Raw genomic sequence first — 16367 nt, forward strand, 5'->3', positions numbered from 1 at the left:
TGTGGTCCACCGTCGCCCGCAGCTGATCGCCCGCGCCGCCGCGCTCGCCGCATTGGAGAGCGTGGCGGCGCCGGCGTTCGTGCTCGTCACCGGCCCGGCCGGGGTGGGAAGGACGGCGCTGGCCGACGAGTTCGCCGCCCGCTGCGAGGGCGCGCGGCGCGCGGCCGGGGCGCCGTGGGAGACCGGCCGCGCCGGTGGTGTGCTCGCCCAGCTCGGCGGTGCCGACGGTGTGGTCATTGTGGACGATGCGCAGTGGGCGGACCTGGAGTCGTTGCGCACTCTGGTGTCCACGGTCCGGCACGACCGCGACGCCCGGTCGCTCGTCGTCGCCACCTGCGTGAGCGGCGACCACCGGGTGCCCGCGGCCGCGCTCGAACTGCTGCACCGGGCCGCCACTACCACGGTGCGCCTGGAACCGCTCACCGCGCCGGAGACCGGCGAACTGGCCGCCGCGCACGGCGTCCTGCTGCACCCGTCGATGGCCGAGCGGCTCTGGCGGCACACCGGCGGCATCCCGCGCCACGTCGTGCAGTTGCTCGCCGAGGTGCCGCGGTCGACGTGGGCGCGGTTCGACCCGGACCTGCCCGCGCCCGCCGCCGTCGCCGCGCGCGTGCGCGAGGGCCTGGCGTCCTGCTCGCCCGAGGCGCGCCGGCTCGTCGAGGCCGTCGCAGTGCTCGGCCCGGGCACCGCTGTGCGGGACGCGGCGTCGCTGGCCGGGGTCGACGGCGACGTGCTGCCCCTGCTCGACGAGGCCTGCGCCGCGGGGCTCGCCGAGTTCGCCCCGCACGGCCTCACCGAAGCCGGGCCCCCGGACGCGATGGTGCGGGCCGCGGTGCTCGCCGCGATGGGCCCGGCCGCCGCCGCGGACGCCCACCGCCGGGCCGCGGACCTCATCGAGGACCCGGTGCGCCGCATGCACCTGCTGGTCGCCGCCTCCCCGGTGCCGGACGCGGCCGTCGCCGACCGGCTCGACGAGCTGGCCGCGGAACGGGCCGCGGAGGGCGCGTGGGGTGTGGCGGCGTCACTGCTGTCCGACGCCAGCCGTCTCACCGACGACCGGCTGAAGCGGGAAAGCCGCCTGACCCGCGCGGTGGACGCGTTGATCGGCGCCGGGGACGCGTTCGCCGCCGCGGCGCTGGTGCCGGAGGTGGAGAGCCTGCGGGAAACACCGCTGCGCAACGCCGTGCTGGGCTACCTGGCGATCGTGCGTGGTCGCGCCGCCGAAGCGGAAACCCGGCTGGGCCGCGCCTGGGGGCTGGTCAACACCGGCCGGGAGCCGGACGTCGCGGCGTTGATCTGCCAGCGCTATGTGCTGCATTCGCTGTCGCGGTGCCGCGCCGAGGACCTGGTGCGGTGGGCGGACCGGGCGATCTCGCTGGTGCCCGCCGACGCCCCGGCGGCGGTGGAGGCGGCAGCGATCCGCGGGCTGGGCCTGGCCGGCAGCGGCCGTCCGGACGAGGCACTCGCCGGGTACGCGGAGCTGGCCGAACGGGTGCAGCACGGCGCGCAGGCGCAACGGATCCAGATGGGCCGCGGCTGGCTGAACCTGATGGTCGACGCGATCGACGAGGCGCGAGTGGACCTGGAGATCGCGGTGCCCACGACGTTCCTCGGCGGTTCGACCCGGATTTCCTTGTGGGCACGCGGCTGGCTGGCGCGGGCGCAGTTCCTGGCGGGGGAGTGGGACGGCGCGCTGCGCACCGTCGCGGAGGCGGAGCCGTTGCTGGACCGCTCGGGGATCGTGCTGGCCGGGCCGCTGCTGGCGTGGACGGCGGTGGCGGTGCACGCGCTCCGGGGCGACTGGGAGCGTGCCGAGGAGGCCTTGCGCCGCGCCGACGCCGGGCCGCAGGACTACGAGATCATGCGGGTCCCGTCGTGCCTGGCGCGGGCGCAGGTCGCGGAGGCGCGCGCGGACGCCGCCGGGGTGCTGCGGGCGTTGCGGCCGCTGACGATGCCGTGGGCGGGCGGCAGCATCGACGAGCCGGGGTTGTGGCCGTGGGCGGACATGTACGCGCACGCGCTGGTGCTGGAGGGCAAGACCGCGGACGCCGACGCGTTCCTGGCGCCGCACGAACGCCTCGCCGCGCGGCGCGGGCGCGTCTCGGCGCGGGCCAGGCTGGGCGCGGCGCGGGGACGGCTGCTCGGCACGCAGGGCGACGTCGACGGGGCGCGGGCGGCGTTCGACGAGGCGCTGGAACTGCTGGAGGACCTGCCGTTGCGGTACGACCTGGCGCGGGTGAACTTCGCCTACGGGCAGATCCTGCGCCGGGCAGGCAAGCGCCGCGAGGCCGACGCGGTGATCAGCGCCGCGCGGGACGTGTTCGCCGCGCTGGGCGCCGCGACGTACGTCGCGCGCTGCGACCGCGAGCTGAAGGCGGGCGGCGTGCACGTCCCGCGGGGCCGCGGGTTCGGCGAGCTCACCCCGCAGGAGGAGGCGGTGTCCCAGCTGGTCGCGAGTGGACTGTCCAACCGGGAGGTGGCGGCGGAGCTGTTCCTGTCCACCAAGACGGTGCAGTACCACCTGACCCGGATCTACGCCAAGCTCGGCATCCGCTCGCGCGCGGAGCTGGCCGCCCGGCGGCGGTCATGAGCGGAAGTCGCCGCGCTCCAGCAAGAACGACACCGCCAGCCCCGCGACCAGGCCCCAGAACGCGGAGCTGATGTGCAACGGCTGCACGCCGGACACGGTCACCAGGAACGCCACCAGCGCGCCGAGGGTGAAGCGGGTGCGGAAGGCGGTGGCGAAGGCGCTCTGCAGCGCCCGCAGCATCGCCAGCCCGCCCAGGACCGCGATGAACGCGGGCGGCGTCGCGAGCATCAGGCGCACGAATGCCGGCGCGAACAGGCCGGCCACCACCGCGCCGGCCCCGCACACGACGGCCGCCGTGTACTGGCGGTCCCGCTCGCCCGAGGCGACCAGCAGCGCGTTCGTCGGCCCGGTCAGGCACGTGGAGACCGCGCCCACCGCCGCGGCTGGCAGCGACCACAGTCCGCACAGGATGGTCACGACGTTCGTGGGCGGCTCGTGCCCGGCCTGTTTCAGGACGGCGACGCCCTGGCCGTTCTGCACCACCAGCACGGTCACGGCCAGCGGCACGACCAGTTCCAGCAACGCGGGCCAGGTGAACCGGGGTGCCTGCAGCAACGGCTCGGCGAGCCAGCCGGAACCGGCAGGGGAGAAACGGCCGGAAACCGCCACGGCGACCGCGCCGGCCAGCAGCGCGCCGAGGATCGGCGGCAGCCGTCTCCCGGCCGCTGGCAGGGCGCTGAGCAGCACGAACACCACCACCATCGGGACCGCGACGCCCGGGTCCGCGCCGAGCGCGGTCACCAGGTCCAGCCCGAACTTCAGGAACACCCCGGCGACCATGGCCATGACGATCGGCATCGGCAGCGCGGCCATCACCGCGCGCACCCAGCCGGTAAGGCCGATCAGCAGGATCAGCAGCGCGGTGACCACGAACGCGCCCAGCACCTCGGGCCAGGTCAGGTGGGTCAGCGACCCGCCGACGACGACCGTGCCGGGGATCGTCCAGAAGAACGCCAGCGGCCGCCGGTACAGCCACGACGCGAGCACCGTGAGGATGCCGTTGAGGAAGAAGACCCCGAAGATCCACGACGCGAGCTGCGCCGGGCTCAGGCCGCCCTGCACCCCGACGGCGAGGATGACCGCGATCGGCCCGGTCGCGGAGAACACCAGGCCGATCACGCCGTTGGTCAGGGTGGCGCCGGTGAGGTCCCGGCGCACCCGCCGCGGCCCGGCGACCGGTGCCGGCGGACGCTCGAACCGCGGCGCGCTGATCTCCTCGTCGACTCTCATGTACGCATGCTGAACTTACCGAACGCCATGCGTACACCCTGTTGTGGCGTGTGCCACCGGGGTCAGCGGTCGAACACGTCCTTCGCCGCGTCCTTGATCTTCTCGCCCGCCTGCTTGACGTCGGCCTTGCCCTGGTCGCCCTTGCCCTCGGCCTCCCACTGCTCGTTGCCGGTGGCCTTGCCGAGGCCTTCCTTCGCCTTGCCCTTGAGTTCTTCGGCCTTGTTCTGGGCCTTGTCGTCGGTGCTCATCTCCGGTCCTTCCGGTCGGTGAGCCTTGGGATTACCCGGCCGGATGGTCCTTATTCGACGGCCATCGGGGAAGTCAGGTGCGTGGCGAGGACAAGGGTGAGGCATCCCGCGGCCGTCGCGAGACCGCGAGTTCCGCGCCGCGGGTCAATCCAGCCCGTCGCGGTCCGCCCACTCCAGCAGCGTCTCCAGCGAGTAGACCGTGTCGTCGATGCCCGCGTGCAGGTCGCCGAGCTTCGCGAACCGGGCGGGGACCGTCGCGATCGTGCAGTCGCCTGGTTCGACGTTGTCCACCTCGTCCCACGCGATCGGCGTCGATACCGTCGCCTCGGGCACGCCCCGCACCGAGTACGCGCTCGCGATCGTGTGGTCGCGCGCGTTCTGGTTGTAGTCGACGAACACCAGCGCCGGGTCGCGGTCCTTGCGCCACCACGTCGTGGTGACGTCGTCCGGGGCGCGGCGCTCCAGCTCGTGCGCGAACGCCAGCGCCGCCCGCCGCACCTCGCTGAACCCCCACCGCGGCTCGATCCGCACGTAGATGTGCAGGCCGCTGCCACCGGACGTCTTGGGCCACCCCGGCGCGCCCAGCTCGTCGAGCACCTCGTGCGCGACGTGCGCCACCCGCCGCACCCGGGCGAAGTGGGCCTCCGGGCCGGGATCGAGGTCGATGCGCCACTCATCGGGCTTCTCGGTGTCCGCCCGCCGCGAGTTCCACGGGTGGAACTCCACGGTGCTCATCTGCACCGCCCAGATCACGTGCGCCAGCTCGGTCACGCACAGCTCGTCGGCATGCCGGTTGTAGCGCGGGAAATGCACGCGCACCGTCTCCAGCCACGGCGGCGCCCCGGCGGGCACGCGCTTCTGGTGCACCTTGTCGCCGCTCACCCCGGACGGGAACCGGTGCAGCATGCACGGCCGCTCCCGCAGCGCCCGCACAATGCCGTCGCCGACGGACAGGTAGTACCGCGCCAGGTCCAGCTTCGTCTCGCCCCGCGCCGGGAAGTAGACCCGCTGCGGGTTCGAGATCCGCACCGTGTGGTTCCCGACCTCCAGCTCCACCGCCTCGCCCTTGGCCATGGGCCGAACCTAGCGTGAAATCCGCGCCGCGGCGGGGTGCCGGGCTAACCCGGCACGCCATCGGAGCCAGGGGAGCAGGATCAGTGCGGCTCCTCCTGCCGCCGCCGGTCGACCATCTCCTGGATCCGGGCGAAGGCGGCCATGCGCCCGGTACCTCCGGGCCCGGCGGGTCGCGGCAGCATCGGCTCGGGGCGGTGACTGAGCAGCAACGGGTTCCCGATCATCTCCAGGCCGTCGCTCGTGCGGTAGTAGCGCTGCGCGAACCGCACGCCTTCCGGCCTGCCCTGCTCGTAGGCGTCGACGAACACGGCCTCGGTCCGGTCCTCGTCCAGGGTCAGGAAGCCGTCCCAGGCCAGCGCGACGTGACGCGGCAGCGGGTCGGCCGCGGCGAGGTCCTGCCGGGCCAGCGCGACGCTGCCCTCGACGGTGAAATTCTCCTCGGAGTCGACGTAGCGCGTCGCGACCTTCTCGCCGTCGGGCAGGACGGCGAGCACGAAGGGCACGAACCCGGACTCGGTCGTTTCCGCGTTTTCGACCGCGAAGTCGATCGCGTCGAACAGGGTCGCCGTGGCGTCGTTGCCGAGGTTCGGCACGGGGTCGGTCATCAGGCAGCCTTCCGGGGAGGATGATCGTTCCCGGTTCCGACTCGCCGCGGGCCCGGGCGGTTCCCGCTCCCCGCTGCGGGCGGGGCCACCGTGGACTACCGTCGCATCATGCCGCGATTTTGCAACGGTTCTCCCGTCCTGGTGCGGGTCGTGGTCGCGGGTTCGTCCGGATTCGTGGGGCGGCGCCTGTGCCCGGCGCTCGCCGAGGCCGGTCACGACGTCGTCGCGATGACCCGGCGCCCGGACGACTACGCCGGCGCGGGTGAACCCGTCCACGGGGATGTGCACGACGCTGGATCCCTGAGTGAGGCGCTGACCGGCGCCGACGCGGCCTACTACCTGGTCCACTCGCTGGGCGAGCCGGACTTCGAACGCCGCGACGCCCGTGCCGCGCGCAACTTCGCCCGCGCCGCCGCGGACGCCGGCCTGTCCCGCATCGTCTACCTCGGCGGGCTCGGCGACGACGCCGACGACCTGTCCCCGCATCTGCGCAGCCGCCGTCAGGTGGAGGGCCTGCTGGGAGAGGCGGGCGTGCCGGTGACCGTGCTGCGCGCCGGGATCGTCATCGGCCACGGCGGGATCTCCTGGGAGATCACGCGCCAGCTGGTCGAGCACCTGCCCGCGATGGTCACCCCGCGGTGGGTCAGCACCCGCACCCAGCCGATCGCGCTGGCCGACGTCGTCCGGTACCTGGTCGCGCTGCTGGACGTGCCGCCGGGGCGGGTGTTCGAGGCAGGCGGCCCGGACGTCCTGGCCTACGGCGACATGCTGAAGCGTGTGGCCCGGATCGAGGGCCGGTTCCGGGTCATCGTGCCGGTGCCGCTGCTGTCGCCGAAGCTGTCGTCGCTGTGGTTGGCGCTGGTCACCGACGTGGACGCCCGCACCGGCCGGTCGCTGGTCGACTCCATGACCAACGAGGTCGTCGTGCGGGACCACAGCCTGCGCGAGGTCGTGCCGTTCGAGCCGATGGGCTTCGATGCCGCGGTGGTGGCCGCGTTGCGGGAGCGAGCCGGGTCGTGAAGACCGCGCTGGGGCTGGTCACCGCGGCAGGGGCCGGGCTGCTGGGGTACTCCCTGTCGCGGAAGCCGGGTTCGACCGAATTCGTGGGCTCGACGGCGGCGGTGGCGGGGGTGTGGGCCGCCGGGAGCCTGCTCGACCGGACGCCGGCAGGCCGGATCGGCGCGGGCCCGGTGGCCGCCGGCGTCGGCGCGTTTGCGGTGTTCCGTGCCGGTGCCGGGGTGGCCCGGCGGATCCCGGTGCTGCGCCGGGCGCTGCAGGGCGTGCTCCGCTACGCGACCGCGGGCAACGGTGGCGCCGTGCTGCTCACCACGCTGGCCAACGGCGCGGCAGAGGAGCTCTTCTTCCGCGGCCCGGTCTACAACACGCTGGGCGCGACCGGGTCGACTGCCGTGTACGTCCTGACCACCACGGCCACCCGCAATCCCGCGCTGGTTGCCGCGTCCGCCGTGATGGGGACGGTGTTCGCGTGGCAGCGGCGGTCGGGTGGCGGGGTGCTGGCGCCGGTGGTCACGCACGTGGTGTGGTCTGCGTTGATGGTGTGGCGGCTGCCCGCTCTCGTCCCGGAGAAGGCCGGTCCGTAACCTGATCGGGTGACGACTACGGACGGACTGACCGTGGACGGCGCCGGCAACCTCCTCGCCGGGCGGTACCGGCTGGAGAGCCGCGTCGGAGCCGGCGGCACGGGCGTCGTCTGGCTGGCCCGCGACGAGCGTCTGGAGCGCCAGGTCGCGGTCAAGCAGCTGTGGCCGGGCCCGGCGCAGAGCGAGCAGGCGCGGCAGCGGATCCTGCGCGAAGGGCGCAACGCTGCCCGGCTGCGCCACCCGAACGTGGTCACCGTGCACGACGTCGCCGAGCACAACGGCCAGCCCGTGCTGGTGATGGAATACGTGCCGTCCCGCAGCCTCGCCGAAGTCGTCGCCGAGCAGGGGCTGCTCACACCAGAGGCCGTCGCGCGGATCGGGCTGCAGGCCGCCGCCGCGCTGGCCGCCGCACATGCGGCCGGGATCGTGCACCGCGACGTCAAACCGGGTAACCTGCTTGTCGCCGACGACGGCACGGTGAAGATCGCGGACTTCGGCATCTCCCGCGCGACCGGTGATTCGGCGTTGACGCAGGGTGGCCTGGTCTCCGGGACACCCATGTTCCTCGCGCCGGAGATCGCGCGCGGCGAAGAGCCGACGCCCGACTCCGACGTGTTCTCGCTCGGCGCCACGCTTTACGACGCGGTCGAGGGCGCGCCGCCGTTCGGCGACGACGAGAACCCGATCGCGCTGCTGCACCGCGTCGCCGCCGGGGAGGTCCCGGAACCGGAGCACGCGGGCCCGCTCGCCCCGGTCCTGATGGCGATGCTGCGGCCCGACCCCGCCCAGCGGCCCAGCACCGTGCAGGTGGTGACCGCGCTGCAGGCGGTCGCCGACGGGCAGCCGGTGCCGCCGCGCACGCTGAACCCCGCGCGCGCCCGGACGCAACCCGTTGTGACACCGGCCTCACCGACCGTGCCCGTCGCGCCGGTCGCCGGGCCGGTTGACAGTGGGACGCGGGTGAACGCGCCGGCTGCTGGGCTGGGCGGTGCCGGGACGCGGGTGAACGCGCCGGTCGGAGCTGGGACGCGCCTGGACATGCCGGTGGCCGAGCCGGTTGGCGCTGCGACGCGGCTGAACACTCCGGTGGCCGAGCCGGGCGGTGCCGGGACGCGGCTGGACAAGCGGGTCGCCGGGCTCGTCGCGTCGAAGCGCCGGTTCTTGCTGCCCATCGCGGGCGCCGTGCTCGCCGTGCTGGCGGTCGTCATCCTGTTCACCCAGCTCACGCCCGATCCGCCGGCCCCGGCTCCGGCCCCGCCGCCCGTGGCGCTCGACGCCGCCGCGATCACCGGGACGGTGCGCGAGTACTACGCCCTCTTGCCCGCGCGGCCGGACAACGCGTGGACCCACCTCGGCCCGAAGATGCAGGCGCAGGGCCAGGACGCCTACCGCGCCCAGTGGGCGGGCATCACGGCACTGACGGTCACCACCCCGCCCGCCGTCGTCGCCGACAACACCGTGTCGGTGACCATCGCGTACACCTTCGAGGACGGCCGCGTGGTCACCGAGACGCACCACCTGGGGCTGATCCCGGCCGCCCCGGCCCCCCTGATCGACAGCGACGCCGTGTTGACCAGCGAGACGAGCACACCGCCGCCCCCACCGCCGTCACCCACCCCGGCAACCGCCGCCGAACCACCACGCGGCGGCGACACGGGAGACCGCGACGACCGCGACGACCGCGACGACCACAAGCCCGGCCGCGGACACGGCCGGGACCGCAACTGACCAGCCCACGCAGTTTTCTCCAGAGGGTGACCGGCGCCGGTCGCGCGGGTTTGCGGTCGGCTAGCCGCTAGGAGACCACGATGACCGACCCCCGCCGCGAAGACCTGGACGAGGAAGCCCGCCCGGCCACCGAACAGGACGAGGGCCTCGGTGAGGAGGACAACTCCCTGCCCGAGGACCGCACGCCCAGCGGCCCCGGCGAGGAAGCCTGATCGAGGCCGGCCCCCGCGTTGCTGGGCGACGCCCGCGCGGGAGCTGTGCGCGGTCCCGGGGGCGCCGCATCGGCGAAAGGCTACCGCGGCACGGTCGAGCCCCGCGCGACCAGCTTCGCCCGGAGCTGGATGTGCTGCGGCCGCCGGGGCGCGGCGCCGTCCGCGATGCGGTCCAGCAGTTGCCGTCCGGCGCGGGCGCCCAGGTCGTAGGTCGGCTGCTCCACGATCGTCAGCTCGGGCCGCACGAGCGTCGTCCACGGCTCGTCGTCGAAGCCGATCAGCGACAGCTGCGTCGGCATCCGCAGGCCGCGGTCCTGCGCCGCCCGGTAGGCGCCCGACGCGAGCACGTTGTCGGTGCACAGCACGGCCGTCGGCGGTTCCGGGAGGTCCAGCAGCCGGTTCATCGCGTCGTAGGCCGATTCGCGGTCGTACCGCGCCGACGCCACCAGCCCGGCGTCGACCGGCAACCCCGCCGCCTCCAGCGCGCTCACGTACCCCCGCAGCCGCACCGCGCTCGGGAAAAGCCCGCGCCGCCGGTTGCCCGTGCGCACGCGCGCCAGCTGGTCACCGGCCTCCGTGATCACCCCGATCCGCCGGTGTCCCAGCTCCGTCAGGTGGCCGACGGCCTCCGCCGCCGCGTGGTCGTTGTCCACGGTGATGCTGTCGGCCTCCGGCACCCCGCTGACCTGCCGGTCGATGAGCACGACCGGCACCCCGGCGTCCATCGCCCGCCGCAGGTGCGCCCCCTCGCCCGGGCGCGCCGCCGCGACGATGACACCGTCCACCCGCTTCTCCGACATCACGCTGACCGCCCGCTGCTCGGCTTCCAGCACGCCGCCGGTGTTGGCCAGCAGCACCTCGAACCCGGCAGGCGACGTCACGTCGGTGATCCCGCGCAACGCGGTGGCGAAGAACGGGTTCGCCACGTCCGTCACCACCACGCCGATCGTCTGCGTGCTGCCGGTGACCATGCTGCGCGCCAGCCCGTTCGGCCGGTACCCCAGCTCGGCCGCCGCGGCCAGCACCCGCTCCCTGGTCCGTTCGCTGACCTGTCCGTACCCGCCGAGCGCGCGCCCCGCGGTCGCCGTCGAGACCCCGGCCGCGCGGGCCACGTCGATCAGCGAGGCTCCGTGCGTGGTCACCTGCGTGCCTCCCCCGGTAACAAGCCGTTTGCAAACCAAGTCTTGACTGAGACTACTACCGACTGAGAAGGTTCTCACCCAACAGGTACTGAGAAGGTTCTCACTCAAGCGAGGCCCAGCACATGACACTTAGGATCGGCGTCGACACCGGTGGCACGTTCACCGACGTCTGCGCCTTCGACGAGCAGACCGGGCGCCTCTACGTGCGCAAGGTGTCCAGCACCCCGGACGACCCCGGCCGGGCGATCGTGACGGGCGTGTCCCAGCTGCTCGCCGAGATCGGCGGACGCGACCTCGGCGACGTCGGCTACTTCGCCCACGGCACCACGGTCGGCACCAACGCGCTGCTCACCGAACGCGGCGGGCGCACCGGCCTGCTCACCACCGCCGGCTTCCGCGACCTGCTCGAACTGGGGCGCGGCCGCCGCCCGTCGCTCTACGACCTGCAGGCCGACAAGCCCGCCGCCCTGGTGCCGCGCGACCAGCGGCTCGAGGTGGACGAGCGGGTCCGCCACGACGGCCGGGTGGAGCGCGCCCTCGACCAGGACCAGGTCCGCGCGCTCGCCCGCGAGCTGCGCGAGCAGAATGTCGAAGCCGTCGCCGTCTGCTTCCTCTACAGCTTCGTCGACCCCGCCCACGAGCGGACCGCGGAACGCATCCTCGCCGAGGAACTGCCCGGCGTGCACGTCTCGGTGTCCTCGGCCGTGCTGCCGGAGTTCCGCGAGTACGAGCGTCTGTCCACAGTGGTCGTCAACGCCTACCTCGGCCCGGTGGTCGCGCGCTACCTCGCGAAACTGCGCACCAGGCTGGGCGAGCTCGGCCTGCGGGCGACCCCGCATGTCACCCAGTCCAACGGCGGCATCATCCCGTTCGAGACGGCCGAGCGGATGCCCTCCCGCATGGTCCTCTCCGGACCCAGCACCGGCGTGGTCGGCGCGGCCGAGATCGCGCGCGCGGCCGGCTACCCGGACATCATCACCTTCGATGTGGGCGGCACGTCCTCCGACGTCTCGCTCGTCCAGGACGGCGTGCCCAAGTCCTCCAGCGGCACCGAGATCGACGGCAGGCCGGTGCGCGCGCCGATGCTGGACATTCATACCGTCGGCGCCGGTGGTGGTTCGATCGCGTGGATCGACGCGGGCGGCGCGCTGAAGGTCGGCCCGGGCAGCGCGGGCGCCGATCCGGGCCCGGCGTGTTACGGACGCGGCACGGAACCGACGGTCACCGACGCCAACGTGGTGCTGCGCGTCCTCAACCCGGAGTACCTGCTGGACGGGCAGATGAAGATCGACGCCGAGGCGGCCCGCCGGGCGGTGTCCACAGTGGCCGGTCCACTGGGGATGGACGTGCTCGACGCTGCGCAGGGGATCGTGCGGGTCATCACCGCCAACATGGCACGCGCCATCCGCGTCATCTCGGTCCAGCGCGGCTACGACCCCCGCGACTACGTCCTGGTGCCCTTCGGCGGCGCCGGCCCGCTGCACGCGGTGCGCCTGGCGCGCGAGCTGGGCATGCGCACCGTGCTGGTGCCGGAGACACCGGGCGCTCAGTGCGCCGCGGGCCTGCTGATGACCGACATCCGCGCCGACTTCCTGCGCACCCACATCTCGCCGCCCGACGAAACCACCGTCGCCGGCGTGTTCGCGGAGCTGGAGGCCGAAGCGACGGCGTGGCTGGTGGAGGAGAACGTCCCGGCCGAGCGCCGCCGTGTCGAGCGGTTCGCCGAAATGCGGTACGCGGGCCAGAACCACGAGCTGCCGGTGGCGGTCCCGGAGGGCGGGATCACGGCGGACACCGTCGCCCAGCTGACCAAGCGGTTCGCCGCCGAGCACGAGCGGATGTACGGGTACTCCTCGGCCGAGGACGAGGTCCAGGTGGTCACCTTCCGCCTGCGCGCGATCGGCGAGGTGGCCCGCGCCGAGTTGCACCGCGCCCCGCTCGGCGACGCCGACGCGAGCGCCGCGATCCGCGCCACCCGTGAGGTCTACCTGCCCGAAAGCGGCGGGTTCACCGAATGCCCGGTGTACGACCGCAGGCTCCTGGAACCCGGCCACCGCGTCGACGGCCCCGCGGTCGTCGAGCAGATGGACACCACCACGCTGCTGCTCCCCGGCGACGTCGCCGTCGTCGACGAGCTGCGCAACCTCGTCGTGACGGTGGGCCGATGACCCACACGGAAGGGAAGACCATGCAGGACCCCGTGCTGGTCGAGGTGATCGGCTCCGCGCTGTCGTCCATCGTGGAGGAGATGGGCGAGACGCTGGTGCGCGCGGCCTACTCGACCAACATCAAGGAACGCCGCGACTGCACCGCGTCGCTGTTCGACGCCGCGGGCCGGATGCTCGCCCAGGACGAGGGCGGCTCGCCGCTGCACCTGGGCTCGCTGATGGGCATCGTCGACGAGATCACCCGCCGCTACCCGGCCGGGACCATCGAGGACGGCGACACGTTCATCGGCAACGACCCGTTCACCGGCGGCGGTTCGCACCTGCCGGACATCGTGCTGGTGTCGCCGGTGTTCCTGGACGGCGAGATCACCGCGTGGGTGGCGAACCTGGCCCACCACGCCGACTTCGGGGACCGCGGCCACGCGCACATCTTCCAGGAGGGCCTGCGCATCCCGCCGGTGCGGCTGATGCGCCGGGGCGAGCTGCAGACCGACCTGTTCGAGCTGATCCTGCTCAACTGCCAGGTGCCGCACGAGCGCCGCGCGGACCTGCGTGCCCAGATCGCGGCGAACCGGCTCGCCGTCACCCGCTACACCGAGCTGGCCTCGCGGTACGGCCGCGACACGCTGGTGGCGGCGGCCGCGGCGCTGCTCGACTACACCGAGCGGCGCACCCGCGCGGCCATCGCGAAGGTCCCCAACGGCACGTACACCTTCGCGGACCGCTTCGACTGCCCCGAGCTGGACGACGAACTCGACCTCGGCGTCACCGTCACCGTGCACGGCGACGAGGTCACGTTCGACTTCACCGCGCCGCCGCAGGTCCGCGCCAGCGTCAACGTCGTGTGGACCGCGCTGCACGCGGCGGTCTACTACTCGCTCAAGACCCTGGTGGACCCGGACATCATCCCGAACGCGGGCCTGCACCGGCCGGTCACGATCAACGCCCCGCGCGGGTCGGTGCTCAACTGCGCCGAACCCGCCGCGGTCAACGGCCGCAGCGAGACCTGCCAGCGCGTGGTCGACCTGATCCACGGTGCCCTCGCCACCGCGGTGCCGGAAACCGTGACCGCGGCGAGCAACGGCGCCAACACCGGCGTGCACTTCTCCGGTGTGGACAGCCGCACCGGCCGCTACTTCGTCTACCTGGAGACGATCGGCGGCGGCTGCGGCGCGCGGCTGGGCAAGGACGGCATGGACGGCGTGCAGGTGCACATGACCAACACCAGCAACCTGCCGGTCGAGGCGCTGGAGACCGAGTACCCGCTGGTGGTCGAGGAGTACGCGCTCGTCGACGACTCCGGCGGCGACGGCCGCACCCGCGGCGGCATGGGCATCTTGCGCACGGTCCGCGTCGAGGAGTCCGACGTGCACTTCTGGCTGGACACCTCGCGGCAGCGCTCGCAGCCGTGGGGGCTGTTCGGCGGCGGGCCCGGCGCGAGCGCCAGCGTCGAGCTTGCCGAAGGGGCGCAACCGGTCGAGCACGGCTACACGCGCCTGCAGCCCGGCGACCGGGTGTCGATCCGGACCGCCGGGGCGGGCGGCTACGGGCCGCCGTCCGACCGTGACCCGGACCAGGTGCGCCGGGACGTCGCCGAAGGTCGGATCTCCGCCGAGCGCGCCCGGACCGTGTATGGGGTGGAGTCGTGATCCGCACCGCGGTGATCGGTTTCGGGGTGGCCGGGCGGATCTTCCACGCCCCGTTCCTCGCCGCCGACGAGAACTACTCGCTCGACTACATCGTCACCGGGAACGCGGAGCGGGCAGCGCAAGCCCGTGCCGAGTATCCACACGCGACGGTCGTGGCGACCCCCGACGAGCTGTTCGCCCGCGAACTCGATCTGGCCGTCATCGGCACGCCGCCGCCCACGCACGCGGGCCTCGCCGCGGAGGCGCTCCACCACGGCCTGCACGTGGTGGTGGACAAGCCGTTCGCGGTGACCAGCGCGCAGGCTGAGGCGCTGATCGAGCAGGCCGACCTCGCCGGCCGCATGCTCACGGTGTTCCAGAACCGGCGCTGGGACGGCGACTTCCGGACCCTGCGGCGCCTGCTCGACGACGGTGAGCTGGGACGGGTGCACACCTTCGAGTCCCGGTTCGAGTGGTGGAAGCCACAGGGGCCACGTGACTGGAAGGCGCGCGCGGGCGCGGCCGACGGCGGCGGCATCCTGTACGACCTCGGCACCCACCTGATCGACCAGGCGATCCAGCTGTTCGGCCCGGTCGCGCACGTGCACGCCGACGTCCTCCGCCGCGGCGCGGGTGACGGCGACGACGACACGTTCCTCGTGCTGGCCCACGAAAACGGCACCCGGTCCCGGCTGTTCATGACCGGTCTCGCCGCGCTGCCCGGCCCGCGGTTCCACGTTCTCGGCGACCGGGCCGGCTACACGAAACACGGCCTGGACCCGCAGGAGGACGCGCTGAAGAACGGCGCCCGGCCCGGCGACGACGGGTTCGGTCACGAACCGCGGGACAACTGGGGCACGCTCGGCGTCCCCGGCGACACCCGCCGCGTCGAGCCGGAACCCGGGGATTACGGCGAGTTCTACCGGCTGCTCGCCACCGCGATCGCCACCGGCGGCGCACCGCCGGTCGATCCGCGCGACGCGGTGGACGTCCTTCGCATCATCGAACGGGCACACGCCCAGAAGGGGGATCTTTCCCGATGACCGCAGGCAAGTACGTCGTCGTGGTGGGCGGGGGCGTTCTCGGCGTCTCCACGGCCACGCATCTGCAGCGCGACGGCGTGGCGGTGACACTGGTGACCGAGGGCGAGCTGGCCGACGGCGCCTCCGGCCGGTCGCTGTCCTGGCTCAACTCCGCCGGGACCCGCTCGGCGGCCTACCACGCGCTGCGGATGGCAGGCATCGATCGCTACCGCACCCTCTTCGCGCAGGACCCCGGCCGCGAGTGGCTCCGCTTCGACGGCGCCCTGCACTGGAGCCTCGACGAGGACTCGATGCGGGAGCGGCACCGCGCCGAGGTCGCGCACGGCTACGACTCGAAGCTGGTCTCGGACCACCCCGGTCTCGACCCGGCCGCGTTCCCCGAGGTGGCCGTGCACAACCCGGGCGAGGGCTGGGTGTCCCTGCCGCACCTGATCGAGCACCTGGCCGCGGAGTTCACCGCGCTCGGCGGTGAGATCGTCACCGGGACCGGGCGCGCGAGCGTCACGACCGCCGGGGGAGTGGCCACCGGGGTGACCACCGAGGGCGGACAGCGGTTCGAGGGCGACGCCGTCGTGGTGGCCTGCGGCGCCGCCACCCCGGGCGTCGTCGCGGAGCTGGGCGTGACCATCCCGGACGCGTCCCCGCTGTCGATGCTCGTGCTCACCCAACCCGCCGAGGCCGGCGTCAAGGCTGTGCTGAACACTCCGCGCGTTGCGCTGCGGCCCAACCCGGGTGGCACGTTCGCGCTGGACCACCACTGGTACGAGGACCGGATCACCGAGGCGGCCGACGGCACGTGCTCGATCGACGAGTCGGTGGTCAAGGAGCTCGCCGCCGAGGCCTCCGCGCTGCTGGACGGCGGGGTCACGCTGACCGCCGCGTCCTGGAAGCTCGGCCGCAAGCCCATTCCCGGCGACGGCGAGCCGGTGTTCGGCGAGCTGTCCGCCGTGCAGCGGTGCCACGTCGCCTTCACCCACTCCGGCGCGACGCTCGGCCTGATCGCCGGCGAGCTGCTGGCAGGCGAGATCCGCACCGGCGAGCCCCACCCGATGCTGGAGCCCTTCCGGCCGGACCGCTTCCGGCCCTGAAACCCGCAAG

At 73.5% G+C, this 16367-nt stretch carries 14 protein-coding genes; 9 read left to right on the forward strand and 5 right to left on the reverse strand.

From position 1 onward, the window contains the following. Position 1 precedes the first annotated feature (1 nt). Positions 2 to 2590: a LuxR family transcriptional regulator gene (locus AMETH_RS10895; RefSeq protein WP_017981490.1), complete on the forward strand. Its 2589-nt coding sequence runs from the start codon at positions 2 to 4 to the stop codon at positions 2588 to 2590. On the opposite strand, the gene AMETH_RS10900 is transcribed toward AMETH_RS10895, so the two are convergent. From AMETH_RS10900 to AMETH_RS10915, 4 genes are all read right to left on the reverse strand, one after another. Beyond that, positions 2585 to 3820, reverse strand: a complete 1236-nt coding sequence (locus AMETH_RS10900; protein ID WP_017981491.1) for a benzoate/H(+) symporter BenE family transporter — start codon at positions 3818 to 3820, stop codon at positions 2585 to 2587. The genes AMETH_RS10895 and AMETH_RS10900 overlap by 6 nt on opposite strands. A 62-nt stretch (positions 3821 to 3882) precedes the next feature. Then, a complete protein-coding gene (locus AMETH_RS10905) occupies positions 3883 to 4068 on the reverse strand; it encodes a CsbD family protein (RefSeq protein WP_017981492.1) in 186 nt (61 codons plus the stop codon). Between the two features lie 144 nt (positions 4069 to 4212). After that, positions 4213 to 5142 carry a non-homologous end-joining DNA ligase gene (ligD, locus tag AMETH_RS10910; protein WP_017981493.1) on the reverse strand — a complete coding sequence of 310 codons (930 nt, stop codon included), beginning with the start codon at positions 5140 to 5142 and terminating at the stop codon, positions 4213 to 4215. A gap of 80 nt (positions 5143 to 5222) precedes the next feature. Then, positions 5223 to 5747 (reverse strand): hypothetical protein, encoded by a 525-nt coding sequence (locus AMETH_RS10915; RefSeq protein ID WP_017981494.1) that lies wholly within the window; start codon positions 5745 to 5747, stop codon positions 5223 to 5225. A gap of 141 nt (positions 5748 to 5888) precedes the next feature. On the opposite strand from AMETH_RS10915, the gene AMETH_RS10920 reads away from it, so the two are divergent. The 4 genes from AMETH_RS10920 to AMETH_RS41395 all read left to right on the forward strand — a co-directional run bounded on the left by AMETH_RS10920 (position 5889) and on the right by AMETH_RS41395 (position 9288). Continuing rightward, complete coding sequence (locus AMETH_RS10920; protein ID WP_017981495.1) at positions 5889 to 6767, forward strand: NAD(P)H-binding protein; 879 nt, start codon at positions 5889 to 5891, stop codon at positions 6765 to 6767. Then, complete coding sequence (locus tag AMETH_RS10925; protein WP_017981496.1) at positions 6764 to 7348, forward strand: CPBP family intramembrane glutamic endopeptidase; 585 nt, start codon at positions 6764 to 6766, stop codon at positions 7346 to 7348. The genes AMETH_RS10920 and AMETH_RS10925 overlap by 4 nt, the downstream gene beginning before the upstream one ends. 9 nt (positions 7349 to 7357) lie before the next feature. Next, the gene (locus AMETH_RS10930) at positions 7358 to 9076 is read left to right on the forward strand and encodes a serine/threonine-protein kinase (RefSeq protein ID WP_017981497.1); all 1719 of its coding nucleotides are present in this window, start codon (positions 7358 to 7360) and stop codon (positions 9074 to 9076) included. 80 nt (positions 9077 to 9156) lie between these two features. Beyond that, positions 9157 to 9288 carry a hypothetical protein gene (locus tag AMETH_RS41395; RefSeq protein ID WP_017981498.1) on the forward strand — a complete coding sequence of 44 codons (132 nt, stop codon included), beginning with the start codon at positions 9157 to 9159 and terminating at the stop codon, positions 9286 to 9288. Positions 9289 to 9368: 80 nt separating this feature from the next. Here AMETH_RS41395 and AMETH_RS10935 read toward each other — a convergent pair whose 3' ends face one another. Beyond that, the gene (locus AMETH_RS10935) at positions 9369 to 10430 is read right to left on the reverse strand and encodes a LacI family DNA-binding transcriptional regulator (RefSeq protein ID WP_017981499.1); all 1062 of its coding nucleotides are present in this window, start codon (positions 10428 to 10430) and stop codon (positions 9369 to 9371) included. Between the two features lie 122 nt (positions 10431 to 10552). Between AMETH_RS10935 and AMETH_RS10940 the strand changes: the two genes are divergently transcribed. From AMETH_RS10940 to AMETH_RS10955, 4 genes are read left to right on the forward strand one after another with little or no spacing between them, the layout of a single operon-like run. Continuing rightward, a complete protein-coding gene (locus tag AMETH_RS10940) occupies positions 10553 to 12598 on the forward strand; it encodes a hydantoinase/oxoprolinase family protein (RefSeq protein ID WP_017981500.1) in 2046 nt (681 codons plus the stop codon). After that, a complete protein-coding gene (locus tag AMETH_RS10945; RefSeq protein ID WP_017981501.1) occupies positions 12595 to 14247 on the forward strand; it encodes a hydantoinase B/oxoprolinase family protein in 1653 nt (550 codons plus the stop codon). The genes AMETH_RS10940 and AMETH_RS10945 overlap by 4 nt, the downstream gene beginning before the upstream one ends. Continuing rightward, positions 14244 to 15269 carry a Gfo/Idh/MocA family protein gene (locus tag AMETH_RS10950; RefSeq protein WP_017981502.1) on the forward strand — a complete coding sequence of 342 codons (1026 nt, stop codon included), beginning with the start codon at positions 14244 to 14246 and terminating at the stop codon, positions 15267 to 15269. Before AMETH_RS10945 ends, AMETH_RS10950 begins: the two co-directional genes overlap by 4 nt. Then, complete coding sequence (locus AMETH_RS10955) at positions 15266 to 16357, forward strand: NAD(P)/FAD-dependent oxidoreductase (protein ID WP_017981503.1); 1092 nt, start codon at positions 15266 to 15268, stop codon at positions 16355 to 16357. The genes AMETH_RS10950 and AMETH_RS10955 overlap by 4 nt, the downstream gene beginning before the upstream one ends. The last annotated feature ends 10 nt before the right edge of the window (positions 16358 to 16367 follow it).

Origin of the sequence: Amycolatopsis methanolica 239 (genome assembly GCF_000739085.1) — a bacterium.
Taxonomy (GTDB): domain Bacteria; phylum Actinomycetota; class Actinomycetes; order Mycobacteriales; family Pseudonocardiaceae; genus Amycolatopsis_E; species Amycolatopsis_E methanolica.

Excerpts from the sequence above, each read along its gene's own strand:
- AMETH_RS10915 (WP_017981494.1), bottom strand. The coding sequence starts at position 5,747 with ATGACCGACCCCGTGCCGAACCTCGGCAACGACGCCACGGCGACCCTG.
- AMETH_RS41395 (WP_017981498.1), top strand. The coding sequence starts at position 9,157 with ATGACCGACCCCCGCCGCGAAGACCTGGACGAGGAAGCCCGCCCGGCC.
- AMETH_RS10940 (WP_017981500.1), top strand. The coding sequence starts at position 10,553 with ATGACACTTAGGATCGGCGTCGACACCGGTGGCACGTTCACCGACGTC.
- AMETH_RS10900 (WP_017981491.1), bottom strand. The coding sequence starts at position 3,820 with ATGAGAGTCGACGAGGAGATCAGCGCGCCGCGGTTCGAGCGTCCGCCG.
- AMETH_RS10905 (WP_017981492.1), bottom strand. The coding sequence starts at position 4,068 with ATGAGCACCGACGACAAGGCCCAGAACAAGGCCGAAGAACTCAAGGGC.
- AMETH_RS10955 (WP_017981503.1), top strand. The coding sequence starts at position 15,266 with ATGACCGCAGGCAAGTACGTCGTCGTGGTGGGCGGGGGCGTTCTCGGC.
- AMETH_RS10945 (WP_017981501.1), top strand. The coding sequence starts at position 12,595 with ATGACCCACACGGAAGGGAAGACCATGCAGGACCCCGTGCTGGTCGAG.
- ligD (WP_017981493.1), bottom strand. The coding sequence starts at position 5,142 with ATGGCCAAGGGCGAGGCGGTGGAGCTGGAGGTCGGGAACCACACGGTG.